Origin of the sequence: Mycobacterium sp. 48b, from assembly GCF_048282725.1 — a bacterium.
In the GTDB taxonomy this organism is placed as follows: domain Bacteria; phylum Actinomycetota; class Actinomycetes; order Mycobacteriales; family Mycobacteriaceae; genus Mycobacterium.
This window is the reverse complement of sequence record NZ_JBLVUL010000001.1, coordinates 4306669-4333600: the sequence shown is the minus strand read 5'-3', so window position 1 is coordinate 4333600 and position 26932 is coordinate 4306669. Positions and strand designations below refer to the sequence as shown.

Below are 26932 nucleotides of genomic sequence, written 5' to 3'. Positions count from 1 at the left end.
ATGCGATGTGCGAACGTTTACGGATAGGTACCGCCGCATTGTGCAGCGGTGATCACTCGACCGCAATACCGATGCGCCCCCTATTTTCGCTGTTCAACCGGGATATTCGTCGTCCAAACAACCCGTTCGGGTAGGCGTCACGGTGACGGCTGCGGCGAACGTTTATCGCGCCAGGCGCGGGTTCGGCACCGATGCGAGCAGTAGATGGCCGACGACCGATGCTCGATACCGACAATCCAGTCCTGCCCACACACCGGGCACACCGCCCGCGCCGCGGAAACACCGCGCATCGTGCGCACACGGGTCCGGGTGCGTTGGGTCCAGCGCCAATGCCGGGCCCGGCACGCCGCCGAACAATACAAGGCATCACCACGTACAGACTCGCTCAGCGGGGCTCCGCAGCCGTGACAGTAACGGCCCACCAGTGCCGGTTCGACCATCACCATCGCCTCCACTGTTCAAGCCATCGGCGTGTTGCCCTGCCCTCTGATGTCACCCGGCGGGGCTCACACCAGACTAGAGTGCGCCGCTGTGTCGATCCCGCCAAAATGAGGTGGGGCAGTTCACTGATCTCGAACCTGTTGGGAAAGCCGCGATCCCGCGGGCGGCCATGGCTCCTCGTGGTTGATCGATGTACCCGATCACCTTGTTCCCAACGCCTAGGTCAGGGCACCGGCCAAGCTCGGCGGTGGGCGCAGGGGCCGAACCAAGACTCAGCCGTTGGCCACGCGATAGTGTTCCCGCACGCGCCGCGGGTCGCGGGTGCATCCAAGGGCGATGCAGTAGGTGACGACAAAGTCGGCGTCGAGCCCGGCTCGGTGAAACGTCCGCATGAACTCGTGGACATAACCGCGGTCACGCCCGCTCTTAGGTGCAGACGATAAACGGTCGTCGAGGAAAAGCATGCTTTCGAACTCGTCGTGCAGCGAGGGCTCTAGCGGTGGCGTCAGTTCGCCGGTGGCGGCGTTGAACGCGCCTGTGGCGGTTGCCCATCCGAGCACCCCGGGCGCCTTTCCCCATTCGAATACCGTGAGGGTGGATTCCCCGACGCGGGATACACACTTGATCAAGGACTCTTCACTGGGCCATGCCGCTACCACGGGCCCGCCCCACGGAACTGTGTCGGATCGGGCAGAAACCCATGTCGACTGGGCGGCCAGGGCCGCTAATACAGGTGGGTTGTCGATCGCGTTGCCCGACTTCTGCGGCGTCATGATGACGCGCTTGCCTTGGCCGCGGCGCTCATTTGCGTTGAGCCACTTGGCGAGCCGCTTGCCGGTGATCGTCTCCATACGCGCTTCAAAGGGAACCCAGGCCGCGTTGTATCGGGGTTCGACGACGTGCATTCTTCGCAACCTACACCTCGGCACCGACGACGAACTCGTGGTGAACCGACCGAGCTGCGCGTCGATGACCAGAAGTCGCCCGTGGCCGCTTTCTCGTGTCCGATCCGGCACGATAACGGTCATGACCCCCGACATATGGATTTCAACGACGACATCCGAAGTCACCTTTGAGAACAACACCCCGGGCCGCCAATGGCAGCGCGTCGGCACGATCGACACCGCGCAAGAAGCCGATCTTGCCAAACACATCCAAGTACTGCTCAACCTGCGCGGCTCCGCGCCGCCAATCTCCGGCTTCTACGTAAGCGCAGACCCCGACAACGTCTGGGTCCGCGCTGCACAGCGGGATCCTGCCGGGCAGCCGCCGTTCTGGATCGCGGTCGACCCCTGGGGCCGGGACAGGCCCACGATTGTCAACGCGGCTCAGACCTACTTCGTCAGCAACGAGATGGCGACCGCGACAAGGTCGCTGGCCCGGCGTGCACCGCAGCCCCATCCCGGTCGTGCCGTGAAACCAGTCATGATCGGTGTCAAGATCAAGCACCACGAGGACGGGCTGTTCACCCCGCACGTGAATCGATAACTGCGGCGCTGGTCGGTGGCGCGATCGATACCATGACCGAGGGGAGGTATGGCCCGTGGATTGTCCACCCGAGAAGACCCAGGCGGGTGTCCAGCCCGCGGCGAAGTGCCAGGCGGTGATCAAGAAGATCGCGGCCCGGGCCACCACGGCCTCGGCGAAGCTGGAGAACCGCCAGGTGCCGGCCGGGCATGTGCGTTCGGCCGGTGTGCAACGCCTGCTGTCTGAGCGGCAAGGCCGCGAACACCGACCCCGCTGACCCCTCGACCCGGTGCACCGCCGCGCGCGGGCACGAGTTGGTCTGCCCTGCTTGCTGATGTCGTCGCCGCTCGATCAGCCGGGCGACCCGTTCAACCCCAGTTTCAGCAGCGCCAGAGTGCAACACATTTCATCGGGCGCGGAATTTGTCGGCGCGGCGACGTTCTTGTTGGAAATCGGCTGTCCACCAACGGCCCTCGGCGATATCGAGGAACTCCTTAGCTCGGCGCCGATCCAGCACGAGTTTGTCTTCATGGTCGAACCACTCTGCGGGATCTTCACCGTGTTTGGCCAGCACCTCGCGCAGTGAGGACGGCGTCATGGCGCTGATGCCTGGCTGGGACGGCAGACGATTCAGCCTTTTGGCCACGCTGCTGAGCGCGGTTCCCAGCTCGACGATTGCTTCGGCGGTGCCCTCAGCGAACGGCAGCTCGGGCATGGCCACGTCGAAGCCGGCAACATTGGCCGGCACCTCGGCGGCCAGCTCATCGAGATCGGAGAACAGCCGGTCATATGCCGACCTGCGGATGATGGCCAATTCGCTGCCGGTTACCACCAGGTCGACTTCTGACTCCAGCATGAGATCAGGCTTCTGAGTGCGGCGCAACGACCCGGCGAACCGGCCCCAGAAGGCCGCTTTCTTCAAGGTCCGGGCCGGATTGATCGCCCGGACACATCCGATCATCTCCCCGCTGGGCTGGCGAAACACGATGCCGTACAACGCGAAGTTTCCGTCAGCGAGTTGACCTGCGGTGATATCTGTCAATCCCTCACAGTCGGCGATGAGCCGAACCAGGTCGGCGCTGTCGTCCTGGTCATCGCCGCCCTCCTCTGGCTCAGCTCGGTGCACGGCGGGTAGGTCGACAATCTCGCGGCGGATGTACTCCTCGCCGGCGACAGGCAGAACCTCGTGGCCGAAGTCGATCGCTTCGGCGGACGCGAGATAGGCCATCGCATCGTGAACCACAGCCCTCAGGTCCTCGAAGGTGTCCGCGTGCAGGTCGATCCGTCCGCCGGTGAGTTGGCGGGCGCGGGGCCGCCAACCGACAATTAATTGCGGGTCGGAATCGGTTCCAATCCCCAGCCAGTCCTCGTCGTTTCTCATATATCGCCCCCCTCAGAGCACTGCGCCAAAATACGGCACCGATTCTAGCCATCAACTTTCACCAACCCGCCGGCAAAATTCACCCCACTGAATGGCTCGCCGGCTCGCGGCGGGGTCTTGGCGAGGATCAAGACGTCCTGTTCGTTGACACGCCCTGCAATCACCTTCCACCCCAGCACATACAGCGTCGGGTTGATAAATAGTAGATCGCTGTTCACGAACACAATCCACGCCACCGCGAAGTACACCAGATACGCCCCGGTCGACCACCAGGAATTCGGTGGTCCGGACAAAAACGGCAGCAAATAAGTGGCCAGGTATCCCGATACTTCGCTGCCTTTGTCGCGCACAGTGCTGGCCTGCACCGTGCGCGAGTTCTTCCTGCGCTGACCATATGTGCAGCGCCAGCCATCAACAACGACCACCGCGCCGGCAGCGAAGTAGCCGATACGAGCCGGCCACGTCGTGCACTGCAACCCGAAGATCAGCAACAGCGGCATGTAGGACAGCACAAAGAGCCTGGTACGCATCCACGTCCTGCCGAGACGGTCGAATGCCCCCTCAGCCGCTGGTCCGCTGGTCGTGCCCATACCCACCACGCTAGGCAATGTGTCCGACAAACTGGACATCTCACCCGCAATGACGGTGGCGGCGATCAGCGCCCGATCCCTGCGCCGACGAGCAGACGGGGCGGTGGGCAGCAGGATGCGCCCGGAGTCACTACCTCACCGTGGCCGCCAATGTCACAGTCCGAGCTGTCGGCGCAGCTCGGACAGTTGGTGCGCGGCGAGGTCGAGGACTTCGGCGGCCGCCGGCAGGCAGTACCTGAACTGCTTGTCGTTCTCCACGACGACCAAGTGCGTGTCGCCGGCCAGGATGAAGTGGGCGTTCTTGCCCCGCAGGTGTGCAGCGCAGTGCCGCTCATGATTTGTGCGAGGTGTTTCGACGCGGACGTGGCGCAGTATCGCTTTGGGGGACATGCCGACTCCTTCGGGGCACGGTGCGGGTTGTGGTTACTCGTGTTGGGACAGTTGGGATCTCAAGGTGTCACCGACGGTGTCAGCGATCTCGTCGATGCGGTCGAAGATGGTGCTGAACTGTTCGCGTGACCAGTCACCGCGGGTGCCGTTGGGCATGCCTACCGCTTCGTTGATCGCCGCGGACAGACGCCGGATCGCGATGACGGAGTTGTGCTGGCGAGGGCCCGCGGTGACGGCCATCAGCTGATGACCCCGCGGGGGCAGATCCAGGTCGGCCAGGATTCGGTTGGCTACCGACTTGGTGCGTTGGTTGACGCGAGTTTTGGCCGACTGTCGGGCGCGTTGCGGGGAGACCGGGATCGGTTGTGGCGCGGGCGGCACGGCGGCAGCCTGCTGGGCGAGCAGACGCTGGCGTAGCTGGTCGCGTTCGACGAGGTCGCCGAGGCGGACACCGGGAGCGACTTCGCGGCCGAGGATCTCGTCGAGAACGCGGTCGTCGGTGGGGTCGAGGTAGGTCTGCTCGACGAAGTCGGTGAGGATCTCGTTGTCAACGAGCATGCCGCCGTCGAAGCGGCGGGCCCGCGGGCCACCGTCACCGTCCTGGTCGGCGTCCTCGTCGGTGATGCCGGCGACCCATCCGTGCACCAGGGCTTGATCGTCGAGGTCGAGTTCACGGAACTCCGACCAGCGGGCATCGTTGTTCAGCCCGACGTGGGACACGATGTGGCCTTGATTATCGGGGTGCTCAGGGGCGGCTTCCTGCACGACGCGCATCACCCGGCCGACGAATTGGATGTAGGGCGCCAGACTGCGAAACGGCCGGAAGATCGCGGCCACGCTGAGCCGGGGGTGGTCGAACCCTTCACCGAGCATCTGCACCTGCACGATGCAGTCGAGCTGACCTTGGCGCAGCCGCTCGATCACCGCGTCCTGGGCGTCTTCGTCCATATCGGAGTGGATTTCAGCGGCCCGGTATCGGCACTCGTTGTAGAGGGCGGCGACCTGGCGGGCATGGTCGACCGAGCATGCGGCAGCGATGATCTGATGCTGGATGCCCGTCTGGGCGCGCATCCGGTCGCACGCCTGAATGCTGGCTTCGACGATGTGGCGGTTGCATTCCGGGCTCAGCGCCACCCCGCGGCGAAACCACGCCTCTTCGCGCAGTTGCAGGACTTCCTCGAGAGTGTGATGGCGGGTGTCGTCGCGGTAGGTGAAGTAGATCTCGGCCGGCGCGACGTTGCGGGAGTGGATCTGCTTGATGTAGCCGGTGACCATCGCCCGGGTGAACGGATACCGGTAGACGATCTCACCGTGCAGTTGCTGCTGATCGGAGCGAAACGGGGTGGCGGTGAGACTGACCACCTTGGCGTTGGGGAAACGGCGAAAGACCTTCTGCCAGCTTTCGGCCGCGGCGTGATGGCCCTCGTCGACCAGGATCATGTCGAAGAAGTCCTCGGGGAACTGCGGCAGCCAGCGATCAGCCTGGCTGGCCAGCTGCTGGATGTTGCAGACCACGAAGTCGCTTTCGATCGCATCGTGGATATTGGCATTGGGTCCGTCCAGGACGGCCATCCACGGTCCCGCGGTGAAGTCCGACAGCACGCGGCACTTGGTCCAAAAGCATTGTGGGCTGGTGATGTCCACGGCATCGGCGACGCCCTTGCGGATGGTGAGATTCGGGGTAATCACCAGTGTGCGTCCACGCGCGATGCCGAAAGGCAAAGTGGCCATGATCCCGGTCTTGCCGCACCCGACCGGAATCTGCACAATCGCGGGACCAGCACCGGTGGCGAAGTGTTCGCGGACCGCGCGATGCGCCTCACGCTGCGGGTCGCGCAGTGCGGCGTTGGCTTCGATATCGGCATTGGCGGTGGCGAACACACTGCTGTCGGCGCCGGCGGCGGCAGCCTCCTGGGCACGGCGGTACTGCAGCCGGAACGGCTCCAGATCGGCGCGCCGATAATACCGGTAGTCACTGCCGGGCCGCCGCAGCGCGGGCAGGGTGCCATCACGATCCCATCGCCGCAGCGTCTGCGCGGACACCCCAAGGTAGGCCGCGGCTTGCGCGACACGCAGGAAACCTTCATCAGCCATAGGGCTCACTATACAACCTTGTACAACATTAACAAGATGGTTTCCGGGCGCTTGGAGCGCCGACATTGATGCCTCTGACCTCGACACACCGAGCCGGTACGGGGCTGATCGCGACGAGACCGGACGCTCACTGGTATATTTTCTGGCATGTCGCAATACCCGGATCCGCAGGTTGTGGTGGATGATCTTGGCGACAAGTTCTTGCGCGCCTTCGTCGTGGCCGTCGACACCGCGCGGGCGGATCTGGCGGTCTTCGAGGAGTTCAAGCCGCAGTGGTTCGTCAACTTCTCCAAGCGTTTCGTCGCGAACTTCATCCACGAGCGCATGTGGGACTCCATGACCAGCCAGGTCGCCAGTCATCCCGAGGTGACCGTCGTCGATGAAGAGCCGACGCGGCAGATCCACTACGGAGCCAACTATGTGGTGCGCTTCAAGCGCCACGCCGCCAACTTGCGGATCGAGACGTTCCCGACCAGCGGAGCGTTGGCGTTCTGGACCAATCAGGCCGCGTTGCCCGGCTTGGAGCTGGTCACGCTGGCCATGGGTTATATCTGGGAGCCCGAGCTCGGTGAGATCGGTGAGGCGATCTTGTCGTTCCGCGACGGCAAGAACAACCCGGTGTGGTCGGTGACCTTGACGTCGCCGGCAGGTGGTGAGGCGACCGGCATCACGTGGGAACCGATCGACCCACAGCTGCCGCAACTGGACCTCAGCGACGTGGTCGAAGAGCGCGACGAAGGCACCACGGATCAGCCATGAGCCAGATCGGCGACGTCATTCTGACCGCCCGACGCGCCGCCGGACTCACGCAGGAAGAACTCGCAGAGCACCTGGGAATCACTCAGGCCGCCTTGTCGCGCTACGAGAATGACCTGCGCGAACCCGACGACGCCACAGTCGAGCGAATGTCTGAAATCCTTGATGTGTCACCGGATTTCCTCACCCATCCATTCCAGCTTCGGGGAGCGTTGGCAGCCGACGCGCACATGCGCCGGCAGAAGACGACCAAGGTCTCGGAGTGGAAGTCGGCCGAATCGAAGTTGAACCTCTACCGGATGCGGTCGGCGTTTTTGACCCGCCGCATCCCGATGAGCCCGACCAACCACATGCCCACCTTCGATCCGGATGACACGACACCGGCTGATGCTGCCCGCATGGTGCGGGCCCAGTGGAGGATGCCGATCGGTCCCGTGCGCAATCTGACGCGCTGGGTCGAGTCGGCCGGCGTCATCGTTGTCGAGGAGCACTTGGGAACTCGGCGCATTGACGGGTTGTCGCAGTGGGCCAGCGAGTATCCGGTCATATTGCTCAACGCAGATCTGTCCACTGATCGGAAACGATGGACGCTGGCCCACGAGGTGGGCCACCTTGTGTTGCATTCGAGCTATGTGGACCCCGATGTCGAATCGCAAGCCGACGATTTCGCCGCCGAACTGCTGATGCCGTCGCACGTGATCGAGTCCGACCTGCACAGTCTCACGCCGTCACGGTTGCTCGCGTTGAAGAAGATGTGGGGCGTCTCGATGCAGGCGATCTTCGAGCACGCCCACCGTCTGGGGAAAGTCAGCGCTGCCGACCGCACCAAGTTCTATCGCACCATGAACGCGCGCGGGTGGCGCCGGCACGAGCCCGGCGCCGATGCCATCCCCACCGAGCGACCCGAGTTGGCGCAAACGATCGGACAGACGCTCATGACCCGTGGCGGCCTCAGCCGAGACGAAGTCGCCCGCTTGACCGGTCGCCGCACTGCCGGCAACGAAAGTGTGTTTCTCCCACCGGAAACACGTCTGCGGGCCCTCTAGGTGCGGTCGCGATGAACCCGTCGATCGGCACCGCAATGACCTCTGCCCGCACCGGTGTGGTTCTGCGTGGGTATCTGCGCTGCTGGGGTGTGGATGTTGTGCTTGCCGCGGGAGCGTCAGGCGGTTCCCTCAGGTGCCAGGCCCCACAATCCGTTCCAGCTTCGTGCCGTCGAGCGGCTATTTCAACGTGGCTGCCCGCTGCCTGATTTCCTTCTCGTCGAATTGCGGGTGGGCGACTGCCCGCAAGTGCGTCACGAGCAGCTGCCCCCGCATCAACGCAAGCCCATTGAACATGGCGCCAAGCAGCGAGTACGGCTTGCCGTCGGTCTCGTTGCGAAACGTACTCATTCGCTCCAGTGATTGCGTGACCGCTCGTGCGCACGAGGGAGAGACCACTTCGATGACCGTCTTACGGCTCAGGAACTGGTACGACAACTCCATGTAGCGCACGCCGCTCACGTCGAATCCGTCTTCCTGCACGCTGCCTGCACCAAGTCGCGCAAGTTCGGCGTCGATGAGCACGAGCAGTTCGGTTACGTGTTCTGTCAACAGCTTCCGATTGAATCCGCGCAGCTCGCGCTTGCCGTGCGTTCTCAGTGCGAACAAGGCGACCACAACCGAGGCAAGACTGATCACCACTGACACCCACGGCAGGAAGGTCATGGCCAGACCCTATACAGGTCCGCGGCTGCCCCAGCGCGAGCACAACCGACAAACGTGCTGCCGCGCCGCGCGACGACAACTCAGGCTCTGGCAGGTCCGGCGGCCCGGGGCTGCAGGGTTCGTCAGGTTTGTTGATTGTCCGTTGCTGCGGGGGAGTGTCGGGGGCGGGCGGGGGCTTCGACTTCGGAGTCGGGTTCGATTCGATCGCTGGTGATGGCGTAGCGGTAGGGGTCAAACGCGCCGCTGGTGGCCAATCCCTCGACGACTTCTCGTCTGAGCCGCTCCACGCTGGCGGTAGCGATGTTGCGGGTCATTCCGCGTGCGGTTTTGATCTCCCGGCGTTGAGCCAGGATCACCCGCGTCAGCGATACCGCGTTGGGATACCACGCCGCGATCTCAGCCGGCGACAGCGGTGGGCTTTCGTCGGTGATGTCGAGGCGCTCCCAGCGCCCTCGAATGTCGGATGCAGTCATGACGACCGGCCAGCGGCTCCACCTCGACAGGCACGTCACCGCATCAAGGAAGCTGGCATGGGTGGGCCCACGTCCCCAGCGGCTGATTATTCGCTTGTGCTGCAGGTTTGCGGCAATAATTTCGGGGCATGCGGCAATCGAGAATTGGTGTGGTCGTGGGCATTTCAACGACCCATTCCCGAGCCAGCGGCTGTGGGTGGGGCAAATGAGCTGTTCGTGGCTGGCGAAGACGGTGACGCAGTCATCGGTACCCAGTCGCGCGGCGACACACTGTTGGCACGCGGGTCGCTTGCCGGCGCAGGAACTTACTTCGCCGGCCAATTGTGGGTACGCACGCAGACTGGCCGGCGTGCGTAGTTCGGGGAGGGAGAAGACCAGGTGGCGTTTCGAGTAACCGGTCAATGTTGACAGCGTGGTCGCAAACCCGCGGCCCTTCGACAGGTCGCGAAGCATCCCGGGGCGCAGCAAGTTTTGGTCGGTGACTCTGCCGAGGTAGCTGTGCAATGTTTCGGCGGTCATGGGCCGGACCTGGATCGGCAGGCGCCGGAATCGTGACCGGTGGGCGATCGGGCCGAGGTCTCGGGGCGGGGTGTCAGGTTTACTGCTCATGGGGGACCGTTCCGCGGTCTTCATCGTCGACGGCGATGGTGTCGAGCAGTTCGAGAGTGATCGCTTCGGTTCCCGAATCGATGGCGGCCGAGGCTGCATCAACGATGAGATCGCTGAGCAGTGCGAGCGAGCCGTCGGTGCGGTGCAGCAGGTAGGCGGCGTTGCGTTCCAACAGACCCCGTTCGTGCAGCGGCAGCGGCAGCAGACATTCGAATGCCGCGACCAACCGTTGCCACTCAAGTTGGTCACCGTTCCTGCTGGCTTCGTACTTGCTCATGTTGACCGGCCGCGTGCGCTTTCGCCACTGCTCACCGCTCCTGCCGCTGAACAGCGGCGCCGTGTCCAGCGAGATTCCCGCGAATATCATGGTGGCGTCGAGGGTCTCGGCGAAGACTTTGATCGCGTCGGCCACCTCAGCCACGGCCGGACGGTCGGTGTTGAGGCGCTGCGCCTCATCGAGGATGACAAACCGTGTGCCCAACTTCTTGAGCAGGTGCGCGAGGTCAAGTAGGCGTTCATCGGGATCGGTGCCGCGTATCTCACGTGCTCCGACGAAGTCGGCCAGTCTGATCCACAGCTTGTTTATCGACGTCGCCGTGGCGATCGGGGTGTAGATGACGGGCAGGTAGGACAGGTCGGTTTCGCGTCCGCTGATGCGACGCATTTCGCAATCCAGAGTTTTACCCGCGGCCATGACGGCAGTGGATTTTCCGATGCGCGTGTTTCCCGACACGCGTATGCCTCGGCGCGCGACGAACTTCTTGACACGTGCAGCGCGCATCAGTTTGTGTGCCAACGCGAGGACGCTGGTGAGGTCGCGGGTCGGAAACAACCGCTCTTCTTCGAGGTAGGCGACGCGCTGGTCGTTGTAGAGCGATCTCTGTTCTGCAGTGAGAGCCCTGATCTCATCGATGCTCAGGTGGGGGCGACCTGCGTCTGGGGTCGGCTCGTAGGTGCAGTATTCGCGCCATTCCTCTTTCGTAGTTGGTGACGCCACGCCCTCACCATCCTTCAGACAGGCGCATGACGCGCATGGGTTCGACCGGGGGCGGTGGTGGGTAGTCAGGTAGTGGCACCGCATCGGCATCCTGTAGCGACGGAGCGCGGTCGGGCTGGGCCGGTATGGGCGTGCAGAGCTGTTGTCTGGCGAGGTTCGCGCGGCCGGCGACGGTCTCCAAACGAGTCAGCGGTCGGCGGTGGGGTTCTGGCGGGCCACCGAGAAGTTGGCGGTGGATGTGCTCAGCGCGTTCGAGCACCTGCTTGTCGCTCACCTTTTTTCCCAGGTCGCGTCTGATGGCGTGAAGGAGGTCGATGCCGAACGGGATGACCGCGAATTTGGCCAGAACCCAGTCGCATTCGATCCAGCCGTTGTCCTTGAACACCTGGCGGCCGCGCTCGTCGTAGTCGAATGATTCATCGCGTACCCAAATATGCAGCAGGTTATTGGGATCGTAGCGAATCTCCCACTTGCCGTTGTGTTTCTGGTTGGGCGACTTTCGCCGACGCAGTCGGTGAAACGCTGATGAATCGCAGTCGTAGACCAGTTTTTCGAAGTTGATTCCGTAGCGGTTGATACGCCTGAACTTGTAGGGGTGCAAGCCGATCCACTCGTCGCGGCTCAGCGTGCGGATCGGGGTAGGCGCCGACTGGGACAGTGCGCGGTAAATAGCATTGGGGGACAACTTCATTCGTGGCGCCATTCCTACCTCGACACCGGTGTGTGGGCGGTTCTGGTAGACGGTGACGGTCCATTCGTCGAGAAGGGCCTGAAGCAACGGCAGCGGCCACAGCGCTTCTTTGTCCGGTCGACGACCGCGATGATTGACCGATCGTCCTTTGTAGCCGGGTATCCATCGCACGAAGTCATCAGCGATGGTTTCCAGGAGCCGTTCAATGTGGGGCTTAGCCGTGGGGGTGAACGGGGGCGACAAGTAGTAGTTGACACCGCGGGTTTCGGCGGCGCGCTTAAAGGCCTCTGACACAAAGATCTTGCCCCGATCAACCACCACACCTCGCACATCGATGATGGGGTAGTTGGCGAGGGCGGCATCAAAGTCCTCGGTGGGCAGCATGACGTCGGGCAGATAGCTCCGCGCGATCGCCATGGTCTCTGACCAACCGGGGATCAACTGTTTGGGAACCGCGGCGTTGGCCCAGATCTCCAAGGCATCCACTGTCTTGCAGGCGTTTGGGCGCAGGATCGGTGAGAGCATGGTCTCGGTGGCGACGTCGATTCCTGCTGCCAGATCGACGGTGGCCGGCTGCCCGTCGGCCATCAGCACCATGGCATCCAGCCGTGTGGAGTCCAGCTGGACTTCCTCCCCGGGGAACAGGGCGACGATCTTGTTGAAGGCCCGGTCGGGGCTGTTGGCGTGGCTGCGGCGCGAGGTTGCGTCGCCGGTGATGTGCTCGCCCCGGTCCACTCTCTTGAGCAGCTCGTACCAGGAGGTTTTGCCGGGCATGGCGACGTTGTCGTCGGTGAGTCGGTGTTTGGCCATTTCGATGATCTGCTTCTTTGTGGGGGTGGATTTGTCGATGAAGTGGTTGCGGACAGCGGCCAGGGTTGCCTCCACGCGGTGATCAATTCCCGACAGCCGGACGTGGCCGGGCATTCCGCGCAGATCAGCACATCCGAGGACGCCTCGACGGTTGAAGCCGCGCCACTTGCGCCACATGGTGGACATGGAGACTTCGAGGCCGGCGCGCATCAGTTCGTGCCGTTTGGCGCCCAGACGTGAGGCGATGGTGGCCGCGGGTGGGGGTGCGTCGATGACGCCGCGGTCCCGTAACGCGATGCCGTACTTCACTTCGTACATGTGGGCGTACCAGAATTCGGCCTCCCTGCGTCGTTGCGGGACGGTGAGGTCGAGCAATCGCTGGTCTGCCACGCTCGGGCCGGGATCGCCGGGGCCGACGAAGGTCTCATCGGCCAGCAGCACCCCCGTCGGCAGCGTGAGACTGCTGCCGTCGTCGAGGCATTTCAGGTGCACTGTGGTGGCATCCGAATCGCGGATCTGCCATGTCTGGCCGCGAAATTCGACGATGTCACCGGTTTGGATGTGGATCATGGTCGCACCGTCGCGTTCCATGTCAACGGATGGTTCAGATCCACGTGAAGCTGCGCGTTCCACAGCATGTGATACACCGCGGCGATCACCTGATCGGCGGTCAGACCAGTGCAGAGGGCTGCGGCATCGATCAGTTCGGGCAGCCGAACACCGTTTTCCCCGGCGGCCCGCGCCTGCGCTGCGATGAGGGCACCGCTGTCGTCGGGGGGAGCAAACCGTGGGTGACGGTACCCCGACAGCAGGCGCAGATTGCGCTCAAGTACGACATTCAGCTCGGTGAATTCTTGGTAATCCCAACCTAGTTCACCGCAGACAGCGCGTGTCCAGTCATGTTGCACACGATCCTTGTCGGTCATTCGCTGCGCGGGTTTGACGTCGACGATCAGCACCGATTCGTCGCGGCGCCGCACGAAGAAATCCGGGGCGTGGCGCACCGGTGTCGTTCCGGTCGGCCACAGCAGCCAGAACGGATTGGAGCTGACCGCTGTTGCGTGGCCAACGAAGTCGAGCACCATCAGCGCGGTCATCTCGAAACGAGACTCAAACCGCACATGCGATTGAGACCGCGAAAACCAGTATCGCCCTTGGCGTGACCGCCTGCCGCGGTAGGCGGGAAACGTGCGGATGGGTACGCAGGATTCGAACCGGATACCGCCCAGCTCGGCGACGATCCGAGACCGTGTGCGTCGGCCCGTCTCCGGGTCGTCGTACAGAATCTTGGTGTACGGAGCATCGTTGACCGGAAGCGGCGCCCGCCCAGCCGGTTGCCCGGTGATGGCCACAGCTTTGACGGGCGGATCAGCGCACGATTCCCGCAGCACTGACGGCCGAACGATTGTCGCCGAGGGGTTGACATCTGTTCCAGGGCACGGTGAAATAGCCATGTGTCCTCCTCACATGGAGAGAGATGCGAGCCGCATCGAGGCACACCGAAGAAGCCGGGCTGGCCCCCGGCTTTTTCAATGTCTAGGTGAGAATTACGAGATCAGCGGTCGAGTGCGTATCGGTCACCTCCTTCATAGGAATGTGTGATCGTCTCCGACCCAAAGCTGACGCGTCAGCGGCGGCCGCGCGCCAGCGGAAGATAACCGCTAGTTCACCACATGCATGTAGCGCCGCACAAGATCTCCAGCAATCCAGCGTGACCCGCCCCGCACCTCGCCCTGCGACCAGCCTTGGACGTCCTTCGGGCGGGACACTTCCGGGCACCCAGTGGTGGTAGCGCGGTTCACCCTCCCGAACGATGTCAGAGTTTCAACGCGAAATATCTATGTGTCACACGGTATTCGCCATCAGCGCGACGGCGCAGCAATGCAACCAAGGCATGGGGCTCGAATCGAGCGGGCCAGGATCCCGGGACCGCAGCGCGCCTTAGCCTCAGCCGGGAACAGCACACGCAAGCGAAAGATCAGCAAACACCATCACCGGATGCTACTCGCAAGTCGGTAACACGATAATAGACGCGAAAAGGGGTGGGCAAAAGGTCTGCAGCCCTACGAGCGAAGCCGGTGTGCCGCCGGGCCGACATGGCAGGATTAGCCGTGTGTCCAGAGAGGATCGTCCAAAGGGCGGCTTTGACGGGTCCCGCCTGACCGCGGCACGGGAGCGGCTGGGCTTGACGCGCACGGAATTGGCCCGACGCCTCGAGACCGAGTGGGAAGTGGTCTTGCAGTGGGAGACCGGGGAATGTCGACCGCGGCCGCGCAGCATTCCCGCGATCGCCGCAGCCGTGGGGGTGGCGATCGCGGATCTGTATCACGCGCCCACAGGTGCGGCGACGCTGGCGCAGCTCCGAGTAGCTGCGGGGCTGAATCAAACCGACATCGCACGAGCCTTAGCCTCGATCCACCGATGAATTGCCTGTGTAGGTGGGTGTCGATATAAGGAAAGTGCCCCTTGAGCTGGGAGGATTGGTGTTCTCTACGCATCAATCAGGCCAGTTAAGAAAGGCACTTCCAGTGCAAGTGTCCCACGGGTTCGCTGCGTCGTCGGCGGTCTTCGATGAGGATCATCTCGTGTCGTGCGCCGGACTGGTGCCGGTGATGACACTGGCTGAGCAGACCGGCCTGCCGAATCTGTTGGCTGACAAGATCTTCATCCCCGCGCCGAAGATCAAATCCGGGTCAGCGAATCCGGCACCGAAGCTGGCCACGGTGATCGCCGGGATGTGCGCCGGCGCCGACAGCATTGATGACCTCAACATCGTCCGGGCCGGGGGCATGAAAACACTCTTCGGCGATGTGTACGCACCATCAACCATCGGAACCCTGTTGCGGGAGTTCACCTTCGGACACGCACGCCAACTCGAATCAGTCCTGCGCGAACACTTGGCCGCCCTCTGCCGGCGCGTTGAGTTGCTACCCGGATCCGACAGCGGTGTGTTCATCGACATCGACTCCCTGCTACGACCGGTCTACGGCCATGCCAAACAAGGCGCCTCCTACGGACACACCAAAATCGCTGGCAAGCAGGTCCTGCGCAAAGGACTCTCGCCGTTGGCGACCACGATCAGCACCCCCGGTGCGGCGCCGGTGATCGCCGGGATGCGGCTGCGGGCCGGCAAGACCGGCTCCGGTAAAGGAGCCGGTCGAATGGTCGCCCAGGCCATCACCACGGCCCGAGCGGCCGGGGTCACCGGCCAGATCCTGGTCCGCGGCGATTCGTCCTACGGCACCCGCGCCGTCGTCGGCGCCTGCCGACGCCATGGTGCGCAATTCTCGGTGGTCATGGGCCGCAACAGCGCGATCAACCGGGCCATCAACGCCATCGACGACGCGGCGTGGACACCGGTGAAATACCCGGGCGCGGTGCGTGATCCCGACACCGGAGAGTGGATCTCTGATGCCGAAGTCGCCGAAATCAGCTACACCGCATTCGCGGCCACCACAGACCGCTTCACCGCCCGACTGGTGGTACGTCGGGTCAAAGATGCGCGCTTCCGCGACGCCCTGTTCCCGGTCTGGCGGTATCACCCGTTCTTCACCAACACCGACCTACCAACCGCCGACGCCGACATCACCCACCGTCAACACGCGATCATCGAAACTGTCTTCGCCGACCTGATCGCCGGCCCCTTGGCCCACATGCCCTCCGGGCAATTCGGCGCCAACTCCGCGTGGGTGCTCTGCGGGGCCATCGCCCACAATCTGCTGCGCGCCGCCGGTGTGCTTGCCGGTGGAGCGCACGCAGTGGCCCGGGGAGCCACCTTGCGACGCACGATCATCACCGTCCCGGCACGGCTGGCCCGACCGCAACGCCGACCCATCCTGCACCTACCCAGCCACTGGCCCTGGACCGAGCACTGGCTCACCCTGTGGCGCAACACCATCGGCTACAGCCCACCCGCTACCGCAACCGTCTAACCGTCGCCGAACAGGCCCCACCGAAGCACACAGGAAAAGCTGGGCAGACCAGCGGCTACATCCTGCCCACCCCACAAACCGCCGTCAGAATCACCGTCGAACCACACCACTCAAGTCAGTCCACGGATTGAGGCTTAGGCGTCAGTCGAGCAACCGTTTCACAGTGGGAACGGGGCACTCGCCCGGTGCCGGCCAAATATCACAGCACCTACCGTCGACTGCTCGGCTTGACCCACGGTGGCGATGCAAATCTGACCGTGAACACCGGCCGGTCACCGTGGCCGCCCCCGTCCACAGAACCGACCACGCCGAGTACACCGAGTCCGGGCCTGACCGAAGCGGACACCCCAGGCCCGGACTCGATTCACACACCCAAAGGCAACGCCGCGCGGGTGGCCCATCTGATAGTGATCAGTGACCTCGAATATGCCGACGGCACGTTCCTCAGCGCGGATCGCCCCAAGAATTGGCACGTCTATTCACCCCAGGGGGTAGACGTGAACAAAACGGGGGCGCCCGTCCTCGACGAGCTCATGGAGGAAGCCGCGATTCGGCTGGCCAAGATGGGCTACCGGCAGATGTGCCTTCATGCTGAGCAACGCATCATCATCGATGATGAGCCGCTGCGCGTTGTGCGGGTTCAGACCAGCCCACCGAGTGATGCCAGATTGCACACCAGCCGGCTGTTCCTCTCGCAGTTCACTCCTGAATTCTATCGTGAAGGTGTCGGCGAGGACCTGGAGCAGAAGGCACGCATTCGCAAGGACTTCGAGCGAGACTTCCCTCAATCGGCCACGGGCGAAATGCTTTTCGTCGTAGCCGAGTCGACCGATTCCTACGGATGGCTGCAAGACCAGACGCTGCCGTACATGCCCTACACCATTGTGGCGCATCTGCCCGAAGCCGACCGGCACTTCTTTGCCTCGGTGTATTACGACCACGTCGGGGTGAAAACCGGCGCCGGGCTCGTGTCCTTCGATGAGTTGGGTATACAGCGCGACACGACCGTCGGTGAGTTCGCACAACGCCTCGACGAGCACCACCGCCGCAGCACGAGCCTGCCAGCGGCCGGCCGCCAGTAACGCTGCAATCCGGCACACCAAATGGGAATCGATCATCGGCTTCGACTGTCGGCCCAATCGCCCTGGCGCACTGAGCGTGTCGCACCTTACGCACATAGACGGTGACTCCAACGGCCCGGACACGCTAGAAAGGCGGCCCCGTTCGTAGCGGCGCAAGGTTGAGTTGAGCACCCCGCGTTGGCCGACAGGGCCTGAGGGCAGCACTCATGAGTCACCCGCACCACGGGCCGCTCATAGCGCAACGGTCGAATGTGGTTTCGACGCGCACCTGCACCCAGCTGGAGGTAATCGTTGTCCAGCGTCGCGAGGTGCGCTCAGGTGTGAAAACGGCATGAACTTGGTGACATGCGAATATGCGCACGTAACAATATGGGTGTGTCACCGCCAGCGGCGCGTGCCTGTCGACCTTCCCGCATGCCGGGGCCCTGCTCGCTACGTCACACATGACAACCGCGGCGTGTTCACGCGGAGGTCGTCGCGCGCCGTGGCGTGTGGCTCGGCTTGTCGTGGCGCTGTGGCGGTGGGTCACCGCCTGGGGTGCCGGTGAGTTGTCGGCAGTTGCGCCCATGGTCGAAGGCGCAGCGTGAAGGGGGCGTTCATGATAGCGAGATCGATTTTGCTGCAGCGGAATTGGAACCAGTGCGGATCTGGCAGGCTAGCACTTCCCAATGCACGCAACGATGCGGGACCTGTTGCGCGCCAGTTGAACTGTGGTCTTGTCGACCGCGGCTGGTATCGCTGCGCCAGTGTGGAGCATCGGAGAACGACGAACGCCGTTGATCGGGGCAGTTCGGCACGGAGGGCCCGATGATCGGCAAGCAACGGCGATGGTGGGTCCCCGGAACCGTCCGCCGGCAGGTGTTGTTCGGGGTATGCGCCGTTGTGACGGCTGTGCTTCTCGCTGTGGGCGCGATCTCGGTGCTGAGCGTTCGGAGCTACGTCAACAGCACGAGCGATGCCGAGTTGGCGCGGTCATTGACCGCTTTCACCCATATCTACTCCAAATTGAAGCAGAACGGAACGGGGTCGCAGCACTCACCGGATCCGGCAACTACCGAAGAGTTGACCGAATTCATCGGGCAGGGCCCCGGGAATCTGATCGCGGTGTTACGCAAAGGCACCGTGGTTGAATCCGCGTTGTTTTCTGACACCGGGGCGGATCCGGCCCCACAAGATGTTGTTGGGGTGATCGAGTCGCAGGCCTGGAGCGATGGCCCGCCCCGCACATTCGAATTCCCCAACCTGGGATTCTACCGGGTTCAAAGTCGCGAGGCCGAGGGCGGGGATCGGTTGGTGTCGGCGGTGTCGCTGAACCGGGCCGAGGAAGTGGTTGCCGCAAAAACCATTGCCACAGTGGGACTTATCGTCATCGCGCTGGTGGTCACAAGCATCGGGACGGTGTTAGTGGTGGACTACGCGCTGCGGCCGTTACGCCGTGTAGCGGCGACAGCAGCCAGGGTCGCGACGTTACCGCTGGCCGACGATGAGCACAGGATCACGGCGCGCGTCGACGAAGCTGACACTGATCCTGACAACGAGGTGGGCATTGTCGGTGATGCCCTCAATCGGCTGCTGGTCAACGTGGACGGCGCGCTGGCACAGCGAGCCGAATCGGACCGCAGGATTCGCCAGTTCCTCACAGACGCCAGTCACGAACTACGCACCCCGTTGGCCGCGATCCGCGGCTATGCAGAACTCACCCGCCAAGACAGTGTCGAGCTGCCCCCCACCAGCGAGTACGCCTTCGCGCGCATCGAAGCCGAAGCGCAGCGGATGAGCGGCTTAGTCGGTGACCTGCTGCTGATGTCGCGCCTCGACGAGGGGCAGGACCTGCTGGCCGACGAGGTGGACTTGTGCGATGTCGTCGCCGCTGCCGTCAACGACGCATCAGTATCGGGACCCGATCATCGTTGGTCCACGACCGTGCCGACTGCACCGGTGTGGATCAGCGGTGACCGTGATCGTCTACACCAACTCCTGAGCAATCTGCTGACCAATGCGCGGGTGCACACGCCGGCTGGGACGACGGTCACGACCAGCGTCACTGTCGGTGACGACGGATTCGTCGAGGTCACTGTTGCCGACGACGGCACCGGTATCGACCCGGATTTGTTGCCACGTTTATTTGAGCGCTTTGTGCGCGCACACAATTCCCGGTCAGGCGAAATCGCCAGCACAGGGTTGGGATTGGCCATCGTCGCGTCGATTGCCGAAGCCCATCATGGGTCGGTGAGTGCCGAATCAGAGTACGGGCAGACAGTTTTTCGCGTGAAACTACCTCTGACCAGTAACGACTGAACACCGCGAACAAATTTATCGGGATTCGATGTGACTGGATTTATGTGGATTATGTGTGTTGAACATGGGTTTCATTCTGTCTGTAACATGTGAATTCTATATGCTGGAAGACTTCCCGATTCGTATGCATCCGATGTGAATGTCTTGCCGATGTGCGTGTGGGTTCCTAGCCTGGAATCAGGCGCCGAATAAGCGGAAAAAAATGCACACTGACGTGTTTTGTGAAGGATTTCAGTATGACGCGCATATCGGGAACCACTGTTAAGGCTTTAGCCGTCACGACGCTAATCAGTGCGTCCGGTCTCGGTCTGGCGGCACCGGTACTGGCCGCGCCGACAGCACAGGCATCAGCCCAAGCGACGATCGCCGAACTCGAAGCCGATGGCTATCGCGTCATCCTCAACAAGGTCGGCAACGCGTCGATGGACAAGTGCAGCGTCAGCGCGGTACGCCCGGGAACTTCGGTCAAGCACTCGTGGATACAGCGTGGACCCGCAGGAAACGTCAACCCGCTGGTTCGCTACAAAACCGTCTACGTGGACCTCATGTGCAAGCGCTGACCACGGCTGTCTCCGCTCGCGGCCGCCGTCGGCGCGGCCGCGGGTTCAGCAGCGGCGGTCAGTCCGTCGCCCACATCAACGATCGCCTCGCGACACCCGGCGACCAGGCTCAGCCGCCCGGCCAGGAATGCGGGCGTGCCGATCACGCCAAGTCGATTTGGCGGAGCTCGTTGCACCGACGCGATCGTCCTCAGGCCTGCCCGCGTCTGCGCAGCGCGAGACCGCAACGGCCGGCGGGCTGCTGGGCGCCACGGGTGTCGCCGCGATCGATCCGCGGAGGCCCAATCCTGATCCTGGCGGGCCCGTTGCGGCGGCGCAGATCCCCACAGCGACCTGAGGGGGTTGTGAAGGCGCACGTGACCACCCACACCGGGGCAGAGGCATTGCGAGGATGGTCCGCGAGCAGCCGCGTCGAGGATAAACGTGTCCTGAAACCGGTTGCGGTACGGCGGTACTGGGTTGCTCGGCCCGGGCATGTCGCCGGACGATCGCGGACGGGCAAACCCGAGCGGCCCGCATGTCAGCCACAGCGAAGGGCCTCGACACCGTCGTGAGTACCATCGCGCGCTTTGTCAAAGTCTTGCCGAGGCATCGATGGCGTCCAGTCCTGCTGCTGGCCTTGGCATTGTCGGTGCTCGCGACCGGCGGTGTGGCCGTCTCGTCGTGTCCGACGGCCATCGGGTTGTCCTCGGCCTCGGCTGTAGGTGCACCGGCTCTGGCCGCGGGGTCTGTCGACGGTGTGGTCGCCGACCATCTTCACGCTGCCGAAGGCCTCACCTCGTGTCCTGAGGAGTTCGCCATCGCGGTGCTACCACGGCCCGCCGGGGCGGTGGCGGCGTTGGGCGTCGTCATCGCGGTGGTGTGGGCCTGGAGGTTGTGGGGCTTTTCGGTCTGGTCCGCGATGCGTGCTCCGCCGACCATTCCCGCCGTAATCGCCTCGGGCCAGCAGGTATTGATCCGCTTGTGCGTAGCGCGGCGCTGAGCGGGGCGGACGCCTAGGCCACCCCCTGAGGGTGTGACACAGCCTGGGCACAGCTGCTCCCTATTTCTCATTGCCACACGGTCAGGTTGTGGCGCGCCCAGAAAGCCGACACCGGATATGAACGACCTACTGTCGACTCGTTCGACACCACCAGCCGACACCGACCAACCCCAACATCGCTGTCTACAGCGAAATAGTGGCCCCGGGACGTTGGTCGGCCACACCCCAATTCTGCGGGTATCCTCGCCGTTCAGCGACGGTGGAGCTGGCTTTTGGGCCAAGCTTGAGGGCTTCAATCCCGGCGGTATGAAAGACCGGACCGCGATGCATCTGGTGGAACGGGCCCGTGCCCGCGGTGACCTGAAATCCGGAGCACGAATCGTTGAATCGACTAGCGGCACACTGGGTTTGGGGCTAGCCCTCGCCGGCACGGTGTACGGACACCCGGTGACACTGGTCACTGACCCGGGGATGGAGCCGATGATGCACCGGATGCTGGCCGCCTACGGCGCCGATCTGCGGGTCGTCACCCAGCCGCATCCCGACCGGGGCTGGCAAGGCGCACGCTGTGACAAGGTCGCCGAGGTGCTCGCCGCTGACCCGCATGCGTGGAATCCCGACCAGTACAACAATCCCGACAACGTCGAGGCATACCAGGGTTTGGCGCTGGAACTGCACGCCCAACTCGGCACCATTGACGTCTTGGTGTGTTCGGTGGGCACAGGTGGCCACTCTGCCGGCGTCACCCGCGTCTTGCGCCAGTTCAACCCAGATCTGAAGCTCGTCGGTGTCGATACCGTCGGCTCGACCATCTTCGGCCAGCCCGCCGCGACGCGCTTGATGCGCGGCCTGGGCTCCAGCATCTATCCCCGCAACGTCGATTACGCCGCCTTCGATGAGGTGCACTGGGTCGGGCCGGCCGAGGCCGTGTGGGCATGCCGAACGCTGGCAGCAACCCGCTACGCCAGTGGGGGATGGAGTGTGGGAGCGGTCGCCCTGGTAGCCGGGTGGCTCGCTCGTACCCATCGGCCCGATACCACGATCGCCGCGATCTTCCCGGACGGACCGCAACGTTACTTCGACACCGTGTACAACGACGATTATTGCCGCCAGCACGATCTGCTCGGTGTGCGACCGCCCGCCGATCCCGCCGAGATGTGCAGGCCCACCGACCGCGTCGTGCACGCGTGGACGCGCTGCTCGACAGTGTGTGATCCGATGCGTTCTGATCACTGATGGCAGCGCTACGCCAGTTCACAAGCTTTGGTTGGCCCAGCCGCCTGCTGATGATCAACCAATTCGGCATCAACCTCGGTTTCTATATGTTGATGCCTTACCTCGCGGGGTATCTCGCCGGGCCTCTGGGGTTGGCAGCCTGGGCCGTCGGTCTGGTGCTGGGGGTCCGTAATTTCTCTCAACAGGGAATGTTCATCGTCGGTGGAACACTGGCCGATCGTTTGGGCTACAAGCCACTGATCGTGGCGGGCTGTCTTCTGCGCACCGCCGGGTTCGGTCTGCTGGTCGTGGCACAGTCGCTGCCCACACTGCTGATCGCCTCGGCAGCAACCGGTTTCGCAGGAGCGCTGTTCAATCCGGCCGTGCGCGCCTACCTGGCAGCCGATTCGGGCCCACGCCGGGTGCAGGCGTTCGCCATGTTCAACGTGTTCTATCAGGGAGGCATTCTCGCGGGCCCGCTGGCGGGCCTGGCGCTGATGGCCCTTGATTTCCGCATCGCCGCCGCAGTCGCGGCCACGGTATTTCTCGGGTTGACGGTGGCGCAGTTGTTCGCCTTGCCTCAACACACCGCCGACCCGCCGGGTGAGACGACCTCGATCCTTGACGACTGGCGCGTCGTGATGTCCAACCGGGCATTCCGGCGTTTCGCCGCGGCCATGATCGGCTGCTACGTGTTGAACTTCCAAATCTATCTGGCCCTGCCCTTGCACGCCGCCGCGCTCGCCCCTGAACATGAATCGCTGGTCGTGGCAGGTCTTTTCGTGATCTCGGGCATCATCGCTGTGGGTGGCCAGTTGCGCATCACCCGATGGTTCGCCACCAGATGGGGCTCGGCGCGTTCGCTGGTCATCGGAATGGGTGTCCTGGCGGTCTCCTTTGCCCCACTTGCGATCATTCCCGACAGCAATCGGTGGGGCTCCATGGCGGCTCTGATTGCCCTGTTCGCCTGCGCGTCTCTGCTGGCACTGGGCTCGGCCGCGGTATTTCCGTTCGAGATGGACACCGTGGTCTCGCTTGCGGGAAATCGTCTGGTGGCCACCCATTACGGTTTTTACAACACGGTGGTGGGAATCGGGATACTCATCGGCAACCTCGCCACTGGAGCGATCCTGCAAGTCACCCGGGACGCCGGGGTCAGCGAATTACTCTGGGGCGGACTGCTCTTGGTGGGCGCCTTGGCCGCAGTCGCGCTTCACCGCATGAGCCGTGCAGGTGACCTCGACCCCATTCCGGAGATGGCTGTACGCCCAGAATGAGTCGCATTCGAGTTCAATGTGGCGGCGATGTCGGGTAGGTGTGCGCGCCTTGTACACACGATTGGCAGTCGACGTGTCGCGCCCGGCTGGGAGCGGGGTACCGCGCGTGCAATGACCTTGGCATCGTGGGCCGCCGGGCGCGGGGCCTCGTGAGGCGAGCATGGCCGTTGTGGCCGTCGTCAACGCCACCGCCGCAACATGTTTGGTGGCTTCGCGCCCAGTCGGGTGCAGGCAGGAGGGCCTCCGATCGCAACGGCAGCTATCCAAGAGGTTGATATGAATTCAGCGACCACCGCCAGTGTGGTCGGCACAATGACGTCATGGCGATGGTGTCGGACGCTACCCGTGTTCGGCAATCATGGCAGGTACCCCTCGGGCAGATCCCGATGATTCAAGGTACTGACCCCCTGGGGCCTCGTCTGTACAGCGTCGAGGATGCCGCGACGCCGCTGCAGCACCCGCGGGCCCGCCAGGGCGAGAGGGCCCACCACCGCGCCGGTGCCAACATCGACGAGCTCGGCGAGGTCGCAGGTCTCGTGTGCGAGCAAGAGCTGCAGCAGGCTCTGTACTATCGCGCGCTGTTGGAAGACCAGCAGGAGGCCGTCGATGTGGAATTGGCCCATGACTGCTATCTCCTGCGTAGACACCTGGGCGCCGTCGGCGACCGACGTCGCATGCCCCGGATTCGCGAGGCTATCAAGCAAAAGCGCCGCCAGGAGTACCAGATACACTGCCTGCTGGAATCATTGAACTCCAGGTTTTTTCTCTCGCCGCCATCGCCGCCGCCAGGGTTGCTTTTCGCCGTCGAGGTCGAAGCGATCCGCAGCGGCCGTCGGCTGCGGATCGCCGAACTCGATCACGTCGTCACCGTCAGTCGACATGCCAATGTGGAGATGGCAGCCCGGGAGCACATCGCAGTGCACATCGACACTGCCATCAGCCAGATCGCCGTACGCGTCATCCTCAGCGGCCCTCGCACTCACACCGGCCGCTGACATTGCAGCGCGAGACAGCACCTTGCCTGCCCACCACAACCAAGCGTCACGACCGCGGCCATGCTGAATAGTCCTCGATCGAGCCGGGTCGCCGCCGCCGGCCACTACTAACCGAGTCTCCGGTACAGACCGGCGTCGGCCTGCGCGGTGTGGCCGCTGCCCACGCGCGCAGATGTGGCAGCGCAGCCACTGAACACGAGTGTGGCGCAACAACCGTCAATTCCCCGTGCGGTCACTACCGAGAATGCACGCCGTGGTTCGCCGGGTGAGATGGCCGATAAGGCATCGGTGCAACAACTGCCCGACGCGACTCTACGGTGTTTTACCACAGGCGAACCCACGATTCAGGTGTATAGACGATGTGTAATACCTTTGCATTTCACAACCCGATGACCGGTCTGGGATGTGAGTTTCCGGCCGAAAGGTGTTGGTTCCCATCACGCCTGTCGGGTCCACCACGGGCTGGGGGGTCGGAAGCGCCGATGCGGCCTGAGGTCCCCGACGCGACCTGAACCCGATGCGTCCCCTATGTGTAACCCCAACGGACGGTGAATCACCCGCCTGCGTTTCCCGGTCGTTAACCCAGCAGAAGCGTGACCTCCCAAGTGTTTAATGGCTGAACCCGTCATCGGTAGTGACACGACTTTGCGCCCACTGTTACGTTCCCAACGCATCGTTGCCACACACCGAGAGGCGCAGCCGCACCATGTTGAAAACTCTTGCCGCACTTACTGCTGCCTATTCTCTGGCGGCAGCAACGCCGTTGGCTGGTGCCAATCCGACAGAGGGACAACCAGTTCCCGTGATGCCGGCCGCCGACGGCGCAGCACCTGCCGTCGAGGCCAGCGGAGCCGTTCCCTCATCCGCGCCAGGCGTATTGACGACTCCCGAAGGCTGGGTTCTGTCGGTCGCCGCCTCCGACGAGACGCAGCAGTCGGTGGCGCCGCTGACGACCGCCCTGTCGTCGCGGGAGTACGTGGTCGGTGGCAGCTTTATGGGAACGGTGAAGGGCGCCGGGACAGCCGCCTTGGCCGGTGGTGTTCTCGAAGCGGGCTACCAGATCGGTTGTGGCGTCAATGCCGACGTAGTGGATGCACGATTTGGCGGCAGCCTCACCCCGTCCGGAAGCCTGGGCGGCTCGCCCAGTCTGGGGGGCAATCTGTTCGCCCAGATCCGCCCCACCCTCAAGCCGGGGACCACAACCATCGTCCCGGTCACCAAGATGGACTACAAGGGCGACTCCGCCCGCGTGACCATCACAGCCCTTCGCATCAAAATTGATAGCTGCGTCGGCCAATCGTTCATCCGGTCCTACGCGACCTTCACCAGCGCCACGGCCGACACCCAAGACGTCGTCTCGTACGTCGGTGTGACCAAAGCCGTGTGACATCGGTCATCCAAACCTGAACTCGCTCTTGTCGATTCCGCACCGAGAGGTCTCACACACCCCATGCTGAAAATTCTTGCCCCTCTAGTCTCAGCCAGTGCACTGGTGATCATGGCACCAACCGTCCTGGCCGCTCCCGAACCCGCCCCACCGCCCGGACCCGCTGACGCTGCCTCTGCACCCCAAGCCGAACAGGGCCCACCACCAGACAGTGGAATCGTGGCCTCCGGCGAACCCACTGTGGTCACGACACCGGACGATTGGACCCTGAAACTGGCCGCCACAGGCGAGACCCAGTTGCCGATCCCGCCGTTGACCACCGCGCTGTCCTCGCGTGAGTACCTGGCCGGCGGCACCTTTACCGGCAGCGTCGAGGGTGCGGGCCGCACTACCTTGAAAGGCGGCACCCTAGAAGCGGGGTATCAGATTGGCTGCGGTATCGAACTGAGCGCTGTGCGCCTGACCGGCAGCCTTGGCCTGACGTCATCGATCAGCCGGTCCGGCCTCGGCAGCATCAGCGTGCCCATCCAGGGCAACGTGGAAGTCAGACCCAAGCCTGGCGAGGTGCTCAACGTGTCGGTCACCCAGAAGAAGTTCGAGGGCACGAAGTCTCGCGTCACGCTCAAAGATGTACACATCAAGATTGACGGCTGCGTCGGGCAGTCGTTTCTGCGGTCGTATGCCAAGCTGACCAGCGCCACCACCGGCACCCAAGACATCGTCGCCTATTACGGCGTGACCAAAACCGTCTGACCTCAGGCTCTGGGCGATCGCCGGCAATCTCGGATGTGTGTCC

Annotated in this window: 25 protein-coding genes; 15 read left to right on the top strand and 10 right to left on the bottom strand. The window is 63.5% G+C overall.

The features are described from left to right. Positions 1-713 precede the first annotated feature (713 nt). The gene (locus ACNQR1_RS21395; RefSeq protein ID WP_131721956.1) at positions 714-1469 is read right to left on the bottom strand and encodes a hypothetical protein; all 756 of its coding nucleotides are present in this window, start codon (positions 1467-1469) and stop codon (positions 714-716) included. Between ACNQR1_RS21395 and ACNQR1_RS21390 the strand changes: the two genes are divergently transcribed. Beyond that, positions 1468-1929 (top strand): hypothetical protein, encoded by a 462-nt coding sequence (locus tag ACNQR1_RS21390; protein WP_019347187.1) that lies wholly within the window; start codon positions 1468-1470, stop codon positions 1927-1929. The two genes, ACNQR1_RS21395 and ACNQR1_RS21390, sit on opposite strands and share 2 nt — an antisense overlap. Positions 1930-1984: 55 nt before the next feature. After that, positions 1985-2185, top strand: a complete 201-nt coding sequence (locus tag ACNQR1_RS21385) for a hypothetical protein (protein WP_019347186.1) — start codon at positions 1985-1987, stop codon at positions 2183-2185. 129 nt (positions 2186-2314) lie between these two features. On the opposite strand, the gene ACNQR1_RS21380 is transcribed toward ACNQR1_RS21385, so the two are convergent. The 4 genes from ACNQR1_RS21380 to ACNQR1_RS21365 all read right to left on the bottom strand — a co-directional run bounded on the left by ACNQR1_RS21380 (position 2315) and on the right by ACNQR1_RS21365 (position 6363). Beyond that, on the bottom strand, positions 2315-3289 hold the full coding sequence (locus ACNQR1_RS21380) for a hypothetical protein (RefSeq protein WP_019347185.1): 975 nt from the start codon (positions 3287-3289) through the stop codon (positions 2315-2317). A 44-nt stretch (positions 3290-3333) separates the two neighbouring features. After that, on the bottom strand, positions 3334-3879 hold the full coding sequence (locus tag ACNQR1_RS21375; protein WP_131721957.1) for a hypothetical protein: 546 nt from the start codon (positions 3877-3879) through the stop codon (positions 3334-3336). A 153-nt stretch (positions 3880-4032) separates the two neighbouring features. Beyond that, a complete protein-coding gene (locus ACNQR1_RS21370) occupies positions 4033-4269 on the bottom strand; it encodes a hypothetical protein (protein WP_019347183.1) in 237 nt (78 codons plus the stop codon). A gap of 33 nt (positions 4270-4302) precedes the next feature. Beyond that, positions 4303-6363 (bottom strand): DEAD/DEAH box helicase, encoded by a 2061-nt coding sequence (locus ACNQR1_RS21365; RefSeq protein WP_019347182.1) that lies wholly within the window; start codon positions 6361-6363, stop codon positions 4303-4305. A 147-nt stretch (positions 6364-6510) separates the two neighbouring features. On the opposite strand from ACNQR1_RS21365, the gene ACNQR1_RS21360 reads away from it, so the two are divergent. Together ACNQR1_RS21360 and ACNQR1_RS21355 are read left to right on the top strand one after the other, a co-directional pair. Beyond that, a complete protein-coding gene (locus ACNQR1_RS21360) occupies positions 6511-7122 on the top strand; it encodes a hypothetical protein (protein ID WP_019347181.1) in 612 nt (203 codons plus the stop codon). After that, the gene (locus ACNQR1_RS21355; protein WP_019347180.1) at positions 7119-8165 is read left to right on the top strand and encodes a helix-turn-helix domain-containing protein; all 1047 of its coding nucleotides are present in this window, start codon (positions 7119-7121) and stop codon (positions 8163-8165) included. Before ACNQR1_RS21360 ends, ACNQR1_RS21355 begins: the two co-directional genes overlap by 4 nt. Before the next feature lie 177 nt (positions 8166-8342). On the opposite strand, the gene ACNQR1_RS21350 is transcribed toward ACNQR1_RS21355, so the two are convergent. From ACNQR1_RS21350 to ACNQR1_RS21330, 5 genes are all read right to left on the bottom strand, one after another. Continuing rightward, positions 8343-8828: a hypothetical protein gene (locus ACNQR1_RS21350; RefSeq protein ID WP_019347179.1), complete on the bottom strand. Its 486-nt coding sequence runs from the start codon at positions 8826-8828 to the stop codon at positions 8343-8345. Positions 8829-8950: 122 nt separating this feature from the next. Further along, positions 8951-9820: a hypothetical protein gene (locus ACNQR1_RS21345; RefSeq protein WP_162563158.1), complete on the bottom strand. Its 870-nt coding sequence runs from the start codon at positions 9818-9820 to the stop codon at positions 8951-8953. Between the two features lie 79 nt (positions 9821-9899). Beyond that, positions 9900-10907, bottom strand: a complete 1008-nt coding sequence (locus ACNQR1_RS21340) for a TniB family NTP-binding protein (RefSeq protein WP_019347177.1) — start codon at positions 10905-10907, stop codon at positions 9900-9902. Between the two features lie 4 nt (positions 10908-10911). Beyond that, positions 10912-12978: a Mu transposase C-terminal domain-containing protein gene (locus ACNQR1_RS21335; protein ID WP_418047747.1), complete on the bottom strand. Its 2067-nt coding sequence runs from the start codon at positions 12976-12978 to the stop codon at positions 10912-10914. Then, the gene (locus tag ACNQR1_RS21330) at positions 12975-13862 is read right to left on the bottom strand and encodes a TnsA-like heteromeric transposase endonuclease subunit (RefSeq protein WP_080989697.1); all 888 of its coding nucleotides are present in this window, start codon (positions 13860-13862) and stop codon (positions 12975-12977) included. Before ACNQR1_RS21330 ends, ACNQR1_RS21335 begins: the two co-directional genes overlap by 4 nt. A 626-nt stretch (positions 13863-14488) precedes the next feature. On the opposite strand from ACNQR1_RS21330, the gene ACNQR1_RS21325 reads away from it, so the two are divergent. The 11 genes from ACNQR1_RS21325 to ACNQR1_RS21275 all read left to right on the top strand — a co-directional run bounded on the left by ACNQR1_RS21325 (position 14489) and on the right by ACNQR1_RS21275 (position 26889). After that, entirely contained in the window at positions 14489-14833 is a 345-nt protein-coding gene (locus ACNQR1_RS21325; RefSeq protein WP_418047746.1) for a helix-turn-helix domain-containing protein, read from the top strand. Positions 14834-14936: 103 nt separating this feature from the next. Further along, positions 14937-16340 carry an IS1380 family transposase gene (locus ACNQR1_RS21320; RefSeq protein WP_011768002.1) on the top strand — a complete coding sequence of 468 codons (1404 nt, stop codon included), beginning with the start codon at positions 14937-14939 and terminating at the stop codon, positions 16338-16340. Positions 16341-16567: 227 nt separating this feature from the next. Next, complete coding sequence (locus ACNQR1_RS21315; protein ID WP_418047745.1) at positions 16568-17422, top strand: hypothetical protein; 855 nt, start codon at positions 16568-16570, stop codon at positions 17420-17422. Between the two features lie 807 nt (positions 17423-18229). Then, positions 18230-19720, top strand: a complete 1491-nt coding sequence (locus tag ACNQR1_RS21310; protein ID WP_418047744.1) for a sensor histidine kinase — start codon at positions 18230-18232, stop codon at positions 19718-19720. A gap of 236 nt (positions 19721-19956) precedes the next feature. After that, positions 19957-20280 (top strand): hypothetical protein, encoded by a 324-nt coding sequence (locus ACNQR1_RS21305; protein ID WP_019347172.1) that lies wholly within the window; start codon positions 19957-19959, stop codon positions 20278-20280. A 517-nt stretch (positions 20281-20797) separates the two neighbouring features. After that, complete coding sequence (locus tag ACNQR1_RS21300; protein WP_418047743.1) at positions 20798-21262, top strand: hypothetical protein; 465 nt, start codon at positions 20798-20800, stop codon at positions 21260-21262. A gap of 117 nt (positions 21263-21379) precedes the next feature. Next, positions 21380-22498, top strand: coding sequence for a PLP-dependent cysteine synthase family protein (locus ACNQR1_RS21295; protein ID WP_043369888.1), 1119 nt, complete (start codon positions 21380-21382; stop codon positions 22496-22498). Further along, positions 22498-23754: an MFS transporter gene (locus tag ACNQR1_RS21290; RefSeq protein WP_044518562.1), complete on the top strand. Its 1257-nt coding sequence runs from the start codon at positions 22498-22500 to the stop codon at positions 23752-23754. The genes ACNQR1_RS21295 and ACNQR1_RS21290 overlap by 1 nt, the downstream gene beginning before the upstream one ends. Before the next feature lie 320 nt (positions 23755-24074). After that, positions 24075-24749, top strand: coding sequence for a hypothetical protein (locus ACNQR1_RS21285; protein WP_131721945.1), 675 nt, complete (start codon positions 24075-24077; stop codon positions 24747-24749). Positions 24750-25455: 706 nt separating this feature from the next. Then, positions 25456-26136, top strand: a complete 681-nt coding sequence (locus tag ACNQR1_RS21280) for an MspA family porin (RefSeq protein WP_043369375.1) — start codon at positions 25456-25458, stop codon at positions 26134-26136. 63 nt (positions 26137-26199) lie between these two features. Beyond that, on the top strand, positions 26200-26889 hold the full coding sequence (locus ACNQR1_RS21275) for an MspA family porin (protein WP_043369377.1): 690 nt from the start codon (positions 26200-26202) through the stop codon (positions 26887-26889). Positions 26890-26932 lie beyond the last annotated feature (43 nt).